The 8,168-nt window shown below is 37.7% G+C and carries 8 protein-coding genes; 1 reads left to right on the top strand and 7 read right to left on the bottom strand.

The window, feature by feature from the left end:
- Nucleotides 1–257: 257 nt before the first annotated feature.
- The 4 genes from MN204_RS19820 to MN204_RS19800 form a co-directional block, all read right to left on the bottom strand.
- A complete protein-coding gene (locus tag MN204_RS19820; RefSeq protein ID WP_249872814.1) occupies nucleotides 258–524 on the bottom strand; it encodes a YesK family protein in 267 nt (88 codons plus the stop codon).
- Between the two features lie 118 nt (nucleotides 525–642).
- The gene (locus MN204_RS21755) at nucleotides 643–1,125 is read right to left on the bottom strand and encodes a nucleotidyltransferase domain-containing protein (protein ID WP_438804720.1); all 483 of its coding nucleotides are present in this window, start codon (nucleotides 1,123–1,125) and stop codon (nucleotides 643–645) included.
- 195 nt (nucleotides 1,126–1,320) lie between these two features.
- On the bottom strand, nucleotides 1,321–1,626 hold the full coding sequence (locus tag MN204_RS19805) for a VOC family protein (RefSeq protein WP_249872812.1): 306 nt from the start codon (nucleotides 1,624–1,626) through the stop codon (nucleotides 1,321–1,323).
- Between the two features lie 374 nt (nucleotides 1,627–2,000).
- The gene (locus MN204_RS19800) at nucleotides 2,001–2,936 is read right to left on the bottom strand and encodes a zinc-binding dehydrogenase (RefSeq protein ID WP_249872811.1); all 936 of its coding nucleotides are present in this window, start codon (nucleotides 2,934–2,936) and stop codon (nucleotides 2,001–2,003) included.
- 457 nt (nucleotides 2,937–3,393) lie between these two features.
- Between MN204_RS19800 and MN204_RS19795 the strand changes: the two genes are divergently transcribed.
- Entirely contained in the window at nucleotides 3,394–4,233 is an 840-nt protein-coding gene (locus MN204_RS19795) for a tyrosine-type recombinase/integrase (protein ID WP_249872810.1), read from the top strand.
- 268 nt (nucleotides 4,234–4,501) lie between these two features.
- Here the strand turns inward: MN204_RS19795 and MN204_RS19790 are convergent, their stop codons facing one another.
- From MN204_RS19790 to MN204_RS19780, 3 genes are all read right to left on the bottom strand, one after another.
- Nucleotides 4,502–4,807, bottom strand: a complete 306-nt coding sequence (locus MN204_RS19790) for a type II toxin-antitoxin system RelE/ParE family toxin (protein ID WP_249872809.1) — start codon at nucleotides 4,805–4,807, stop codon at nucleotides 4,502–4,504.
- A complete protein-coding gene (locus MN204_RS19785) occupies nucleotides 4,797–5,063 on the bottom strand; it encodes a type II toxin-antitoxin system prevent-host-death family antitoxin (protein ID WP_249872808.1) in 267 nt (88 codons plus the stop codon). Before MN204_RS19785 ends, MN204_RS19790 begins: the two co-directional genes overlap by 11 nt.
- Nucleotides 5,064–5,492: 429 nt before the next feature.
- The gene (locus tag MN204_RS19780; RefSeq protein WP_249872807.1) at nucleotides 5,493–7,631 is read right to left on the bottom strand and encodes an ATP-dependent Clp protease ATP-binding subunit; all 2,139 of its coding nucleotides are present in this window, start codon (nucleotides 7,629–7,631) and stop codon (nucleotides 5,493–5,495) included.
- Between the last annotated feature and the right edge of the window lie 537 nt (nucleotides 7,632–8,168).

Genomic DNA, 8,168 nt, shown 5'->3' with positions numbered 1-8,168 from the left:
GTTAAAGCAACAGATAGCAAAAATATTATCTAATTGTAGTTACATATTTCTATAAGAGTTCTCTTCTTTCCTTTTTCTAAATTTCACTTTCAATTTTTCAACTCTGTTTATTTTCCTCAATGTTAGTATAGAAAAAACACAGATCATATAATACTCAAGGACATAATCAGGTTTATGCGTCTTATCTATAATTCCCATAAAATCCAAGCCTTCCTTTGAATTTAGCACCAGTTAATTGAACAAATTACATTACATATTTATTTTTTAATAATCACTCCAATTATGGTACCTACCCATATTCCAAGGAAACCACTGAACGTAACAAATCCTATTCCCACATCTTCCCAACCACCAACAGCTTCTATGCTGTAAATTACGATTCCGACACAAACTAAACTCAATACAATGGAAATTAAAATTAGAGCTTTTCTAGAAATCTTACGAGATATAAAAAAGATGATAATAGCAACAACAATCCCAATGAGCAATATCGGTGTCCATCCTTCTAACATTAAAGCATCCATTCTGTTCCCCCCTTTACATATTCTTATTACACAATCTGGCCCGATTGCGAAATAGTCAAATCAAGGTACTTATGCTAACGCACCCGTTACTTTAAGTACAATTTTTCACAATCTCATATTAAAACAATGTCTCTTCAATTATTTGGTATAATATCTTTTTGCTTTCTAAGTCCTTTTGTCGTGGTAAACGACCAATTTGTTCATAGACCTCTTTTTCTTCCAAAAGTTGTTTGGGGTTTAATACCTTAGCCGATATTCCGTTCAAAACAAAATTTTGAGCAAGCAAAGAGTCTGGTCTCCAAATCCATTCAGGTAATCCATTCATAATAAGGTTTTTATCATCTGTTCGGGTTATATAGGAAAATGTAATTTCTACATTTTCCTTGCAAAAATCAGACTGCCTATCACGAAATTCCTCTTTAACGAATGTTGTCTCATATCCAGCCTTTCCAAGTTCATCTTCTAAACGTTCCCGATTTTTTATCCACGTTACTAAATCAATATCATCGTGTGGACGAGTAATCTTTCCAAGTAAAAAATCGATTGCCCATCCGCCACGTAACCAAAACTCAATTCCAATTCTCTTAGAAATTGTACTAATTTCAGAGATTACTTTTAATTGGTTTTCAGTGTGTCCGTTGAAGTTTCCTTGTGTCTTTTAAATCTCCTTCTCCCATTGTGGGTTCACATCAGTACATTTCTTATTCCACTAAACTGCCCAGTTAATACTATAACTTCAACAGAAAAAGCGATAATCCTTCTTGAATTATCGCACCCTTTAGCACAACAATGATTATTAGTCATTTTCCGTTGTTGAAGTAATTCTTAGATAATATCCATCTGGGTCAATTATTCTAAAATCCTCCAATCCCCAAGGTCTTTTTGTCAATTCAGTCTGGATTGGATATTCTTTTCCAACTACTTTATTATAAATGGCTTTTAAGTCTTCCACTTCTAAAACTATTTCAACTCCTAAACCAATTTGTTGACCATCAGGAGCTTTAAGAGGGTGATTTTCAGGCAAATTCTTTATTTCTCCCAAGCCTAAAATCACTTCATCTTTTCTAACAGGTATGTAACTTTTATTAGTCTCCTTTGGCAAACTATATCTTCCACGAACAATTCCAGTCTTAGTTTCATTTTTCCTTCCCCCCTCTCAGACTGTTATCCCTACTAATTGAGCATAAATAGCCCTATGGACTTTGTTCAACTCTTCTGCCCCTTTACATTCAATAAGAAAGAGCCTCCCAGGCAGCTCAACGATCTTCAAGTAAAGCACCCAATACTTTAAGTGAAACATTTTACATACAAATAGATTTTTCCTTCTCTCCTTTAGATGATAGACTATCTGTTAAAAGAACTAAAAATGAGGAGAACCAAAAGGCTCTCCTCATAATATTTATATTCGGTTACTGTTCTAACCAAAATGTTGTTTAATAGAACTAGAACAGATAGCTCAGTCTTGGGTGTGTCTCATCAATCGATAAGTGCGACAGATCTTCCAGTAGTCTCTCCCCGAGCCAGTTTTTCCACCGTATCTCCGATCTGATTGAACGAAACGGTATTGACGTCAGACTTTACTTTGCCTTCAGCCATCAAGCTAATCACGTTTGCGACATCTTCTGGAGTTCCGCCGAGAGATCCCAAGTAGCGCAATTTCTTTAAGACCACGCTCTGTGCGGAGATGTTCGCTTGTTCACGAGCTAGACCAACTTGTATCACTGTCCCGCCCATACCAACAGTCTCAATGGCTTCAGCGGTCGTGGTGCCAAATCCTGCATAGTCAACGATGACCTCGAGGTCTTTGTCTGCGAATTCAGTGATGGATGTGGCAACCTCGACATTTCCATATTTACGGATATTGTCATGGATATTCTCATTAATTTCGGCCACATAGACCTCGGCACCCATTCCCAGTGCGAACTGAATCGCGAGAGATCCTAGACCACCAGCACCTATGATTCCGACCTTAGTACCTTTACGGACTTCACCTAGATTTAACGCGTGCATCGAAGTCATTCCAGCATCAGTGGCAGTAGCTCCCTGTTCAAAGGACACTTCATCAGGTAATGGTACAAGCAGTTCAGCAGGGACCAGCACCTGTGAAGCAAAACCGCCATGGGTTCGGGTACCGGGTCCGTCCACATCCGCCGTGGCTACTACCCGCTGTCCTACCGAGAACCCAGTAACTCCTTCGCCTAGACTATCTATGGTTCCCGCAATCTCATGTCCGAGAGTTAGTGGCAGTTCTCCAACATAGTGAGTTAGAGTTCCGTCGAGGTAGCTGACATCAGTGTGGCAAATCCCCGCAGCCTTAACGTTAATAACGACCTGACCAGGTCCAGCAGTTGGTGGATTGACTTCATTTAATGTGAGAGGCTTCTTAGCTCCTATTACTTGCCATGCTTTCATTTATTACACCTTCCCTTATTTTTTAAGATTGTTAACTTAAACATTCAAATTCTCCTAATGTTTAAAGTTACCTAATCTAATCATCATTCCATTACTCTTAATTAAAGTAATAGCAATCTCGATTAATTTAATTATATCAATATAGTTTATAACTTTAAAATTATATGCTTATAAAGTGATATGAGCTGCATTGACAGTTTCAACCACGGCCAAACTCAAGCGCATCGCAGCAAGCTGCCATGCGAAATACATGGAAGAATTTATGCAACGGAAAATATCTTTATATTCTCCCTCTCATTGATATTCTTCTTGTTAAACAAACCTGCCCCTTTAATTCAATAACTTAGCTTGATTCTAACATTATCTTTCATTCGTTTCATCAGAATTATTTAAGAAAATTATCTTATTCGACAATTTGGAAATGATGTTGATAATAATAATTTTGGGAGTGAACAATATGTTATTATCGGATGCAGCAAAGGGGTATGAGGCAGATAAGAAAATCGAGGGTTTTTCTGTACAAACATTAAATGCTTATAGGCTACAAGCTAAACTACTTATTGATTATTTGGGGAACATCAATATTAGTAATATAACAACCCTACAACTGAAGAATTATTTAGCTGAGTCTAGTAATAATTTAAAACCATCAAGTTTGTCTCATCTTATCAGATTTATACGTTCCTTATTTCGATGGTCACACGAGGAAGGCATCATTGAGTTAAATCCTGCTAGTAAAATAAAGGAACCAATGGTAGGTAAACGGATTCCAAAGTTTCTTACTGATAGAGAAATTGAGTATCTTAGGGATGCGTGTTTTACTCCGATAGAGAAAGCCTTATTTGAATTTATGTTCTCTACTGGATGCCGAATAGGAGAAATTATTTCATTGGACAGGAATAGTATTAATTGGGGAAATCAATCTGCTATTGTTCTTGGAAAGGGAGACAAGGAACGAGAAGTGTACTTCAATATACGTTGCGATATTTGGTTAAAGAAATATTTAGATACTAGAGACGACAATGATCCAGCTATTTTCGTTACCGAACGTTCTCCACATAGGATGAGTATCGCTCAAATGAGATATATTATTAAGCGGATTTCCAAACGTGCAGGAATAAATAAGACCATTCATCCTCACCAATTAAGGCACAGTTACGCAACACATCTATTGAATAACGGAGCTCCACTAGAAGTGATCCAAAGCCTGTTAGGTCACGAAAAAAGTGAAACAACAAGAATTTATGCTCAATTAAGTGGAAGACTTCGGCAAGAGTTTTATAGAAAGTATTTTTAGAATAATGAAGAGCTACGCTAAATAGATCGGCTTAGCTTTTTTAAGCTATCGCACGCGCTCATTGAAACAGCCTTGTTAACACTCATTCCCCCTTTTTAGATCAATAGCTTCTTAAATACTAACGTAAAATTCCAATAATAAAATTCAATTCTTAATAGCATAAAAAAAGCGACCCTATTAGGATCACTTGTTCAACTATTACACTCACTAATTTAATGATGTTTATCAAAAATCAATTTCTTAACCAAAGAATAACGCCAATTTACTCTTAATAAAATAACTTCGTGTATTCTGTTTGCGTATCTGCAATATGATAAATATAGATTGTATCATCAATCTTGCGATAAATTGCTACGTGCTTTTTAGAAATTACCATACGGTAGCCTTGCTCGTTTAACCACGGATCTGGAGTTAAAGAACCTGAATCAGGGAAATCTTCCAAGCGTTCGATTGTGTTTAGTATGGAATTACTAACCTTCGTTGCAATTCTTACATCAAACTGGATGGAATAATAATCCTGAATCATTTTTAAATCTTCCCATGCGGAAGGAAGAATTCTAACTTTATACTTCATCAGCTCGCTCACTCAGTCTTTTTCTCGCTTCCGATACACTAAGAATTTCTGCTCCGTTGATTCTTTCCTCTTCAGCCTTAAGAACTTTCGCACGAAGCTGTAGAATTTGTTCCCTTTTTTCAAAAGCTTCAATACTCATAAGAACCATGTCACCTTCGCCATTTTTTGTTATATAAATAGGCTCATTTGTTTCCTTTGCAAGATTGGATATCGAAGCGTAATCATTTCTCAATACTGCTGATGGCTTAATAATCATAAACGCACACTCCTTATATCACTTTCTTGATATAATTATATCTTTATTTTCTTATGCCGTAAAGAGGTAAAAAGACCAATGGGTTTGTTGTCATACTATTCTTTTTGAACTATGCACCAGTTAGTTTAATTAAATAATTTCACAAAGTTATCTTACCATATATTATTAATGTAAAAAAAACCTTAACGATATCCTTACCATTTTTAATAATAAAAGCCTTCTAATTTAGAAGACTTTCGATTGCCATTTTATCAGTCAATTTTAATATCATTTGAGTTGTATTTTTTTGCAAATAGAAAAGTATAAAACTTTCCTATTTGCATAAGTGCAACTAAGGTTGTCAACGAAAGGCATGGCGACAACCAAGCTTTTGGGCGAATGTTTTTGCATGTAAATAAAAAACCGCTGAACGAGTCAGCGGTTTTCCATTTATGCTTTTTGGACAACAATTTCATCTTCTATAACATCAACATGAATGTTTTCAATCGTGTCTTCTTCCAGAATCAGATCTGTCAGCTGGTCCTCAATTTTGTCCTGAATTACTCGACGTAAAGGACGCGCACCAAATCGGGAATCATAACCCAATCGAACAAGTTCCTGTTTTGCTTCATCCGTGATGGTAATTGTAATATTGTTCTCTTCTACATTAGCTTCAAGCTCTGAAAGCATTAAATCAACAATTAGCAATAGGTGATCTTCTTTCAGTTCATTAAAGTTGACGATTGCATCAAAACGGTTCAGGAACTCTGGCTTAAAGTAATCGCTCAAGTTCTCAAGCGTTGATACGGATTCGTGGCTGTTACTGTTAAAGCCGACATTTACCGATTTCACACCGGTACCAGCATTACTTGTCATGATAATCACTGTTTCTTTAAAACTTACTTTTCGGCCATGAGAGTCAGTCAAATGTCCATCTTCCATGATTTGCAGGAACATATTTTGAACATCCGGATGTGCCTTTTCAATTTCATCCAGCAATAGAATGGAATATGGGTTCCGACGGACACGTTCCGTTAATTGTCCTGCTTCTTCATGTCCGACATATCCTGGTGGTGAACCGATAATTTTTGATACGGCATGTTTCTCCATATATTCACTCATATCAAGGCGAATCATCGAATCTCTCGTACCGAATAGTTCTTCGGCTAGTACTTTCGTTAACTCTGTTTTCCCTACACCAGTCGGTCCAACAAACAGGAAGGAACCGATTGGACGATCTTTGGATTTCAGTCCTGCACGGCTGCGGCGGATAGCCTTGGCAACCTTATTGACAGCTTCATCCTGTCCAATGACTTTCTTACTCAGATTTACAGCAATATTTTTCATTTTTTCTTGCTCATCTGCCTGCATTTTTGTAACTGGAATTCCTGTTTTTTCTTCAATAATCAATTGAATGTCTGTGATATCTACATCAAGCGTCTTTTCTCCATCAACAGCTTTATCCAATTGCTTTTGCAGCTGGATTTCCTGATAGCGTAAGTTCGCAGCTCGTTCATAATCTTCTTTGTCTGCTGCTTCCTGCTTCTCTTTTACAACCTCTTCCAATCGTTGTTTCAGTGTTGAAGAATCCTTTTGAGCATTAGCGAGATTCAGACGGGATCCTACATCATCCATCAAATCGATTGCTTTGTCTGGCAGGAAGCGATCCTGGATATAACGGCTGGATAACGTTACGAAAGCTTGGATTGCTTCATCAGAGTAGCGAACTTCATGGAATTTTTCGTAACGATCCTTAATACCGTTTAAAATTTTAATCGAATCTTCCATGGAAGGTTCATTAACGATGATGGGCTGCAAACGTCTTTCCAATGCAGGGTCCTTTTCAATCTGACGGTATTCCTTCAGAGTTGTCGCACCTATCAATTGCAGTTCTCCACGTGCCAGGGCAGGTTTTAAAATGTTTCCTGCGTCCATTTGTGAGCTTTCCGCAGTTCCAGCACCGACGATCAAATGAATTTCATCGATAAACAAAATAACATTTTCTCTCGCCTGCAGTTCTTCAATCAGCTTTTTCATTCGCTCTTCAAATTGACCGCGGATTCCTGTATTGGCTACGAGTGAAGCGACATCAAGCAAATAGATTTCTTTGTTAAGCAATTTTGCCGGTACATTTCCTTCAACAATCCGAACAGCCAGTCCTTCTGCGATAGCTGTTTTACCTACCCCAGGTTCACCAATCAGGACAGGATTATTTTTATTTCTTCTATTTAGCGTTTCAACTACACGTTTAATTTCTTTATCACGACCGATTACCGGATCAATGTTCCCGGATCTTGCTGCATCCGTAATATTTTTGGCTAATTGATCAATCAAACCATTTCCTTTAGTTGCTTTTTGCTTTGATTTTGTTCCCATTTTGCTTCCACCATTACCTTGGGAAAAGTTATTAGCGAATCCATCGTTGAAGTTTCCGAATGGAGTATTGGAGAAAAAGTCATTGGAATTCATCATTTTATCTTGCACCTCCTGGAAACAGTCATTGCAAAGGTGCATTTCCATTCTTTGGTTATTAATTTGCATTTGAGCATTTAAAGTTGCTTGATTCGTACCACATTTTTGACATTGCATTTCTCATTCCTCCTTATTTTATATGATTAATTTTAGTTTTATTTGACTTTGACTATCTTTGACCTTGATTTTATTATACTCTGACCTTTTTTGACTTTCAAGTATTTTGTTTTTTTTTTGGATTGTTTTTTTGTAATACTGGCACTATCATTACTTGTTTCAATTGAAAAAAATTGTCCTCTCCCGTTTGGGCGGGGTTCTCTCCCGTTTGGACGGGGCTCTCTCCCGTTTGGCTGGGGGTCTCTCCCGTTTGGACGGGGCTCTCTCCCGTTTGGACGGGGCCCTCTCCCGTTTGGCCGGGGCTCTCTCCCGTTTCGCCCGGGGCTCTCTCCCGTTTGACCGGGGCTCTCTCCCGTTTGGCCTGGGTTCTCTCCCGTTTGGCCTGGGTTCTCTCCCGTTTGACCGGGGCTCTCTCCCGTTTGACGGGGGCTTAGTAAATTTATATATCGCTTTGATATCCTATGTGATATAATTTCCTGAGAAAAAAGTACGTTAATAATTGATTGAAAAATAGGACTATAATACTGCAATCGAATT

This window comes from Oceanobacillus saliphilus (assembly GCF_023522835.1).
Classification (GTDB): domain Bacteria; phylum Bacillota; class Bacilli; order Bacillales; family Amphibacillaceae; genus Oceanobacillus; species Oceanobacillus saliphilus.
The sequence above is the reverse complement of the archived record's forward strand: the minus strand, read 5'-3'. Positions and strand labels throughout refer to the sequence as shown.

Bases quoted from the DNA above. Each gene is read 5' to 3' on its own strand.
- MN204_RS19820 (WP_249872814.1), bottom strand. From the start codon at position 524: ATGGATGCTTTAATGTTAGAAGGATGGACACCGATATTGCTCATTGGG.
- MN204_RS19800 (WP_249872811.1), bottom strand. From the start codon at position 2,936: ATGAAAGCATGGCAAGTAATAGGAGCTAAGAAGCCTCTCACATTAAAT.
- MN204_RS19795 (WP_249872810.1), top strand. From the start codon at position 3,394: ATGTTATTATCGGATGCAGCAAAGGGGTATGAGGCAGATAAGAAAATC.
- MN204_RS19790 (WP_249872809.1), bottom strand. From the start codon at position 4,807: ATGAAGTATAAAGTTAGAATTCTTCCTTCCGCATGGGAAGATTTAAAA.
- MN204_RS19785 (WP_249872808.1), bottom strand. From the start codon at position 5,063: ATGATTATTAAGCCATCAGCAGTATTGAGAAATGATTACGCTTCGATA.
- MN204_RS19780 (WP_249872807.1), bottom strand. From the start codon at position 7,631: ATGCAATGTCAAAAATGTGGTACGAATCAAGCAACTTTAAATGCTCAA.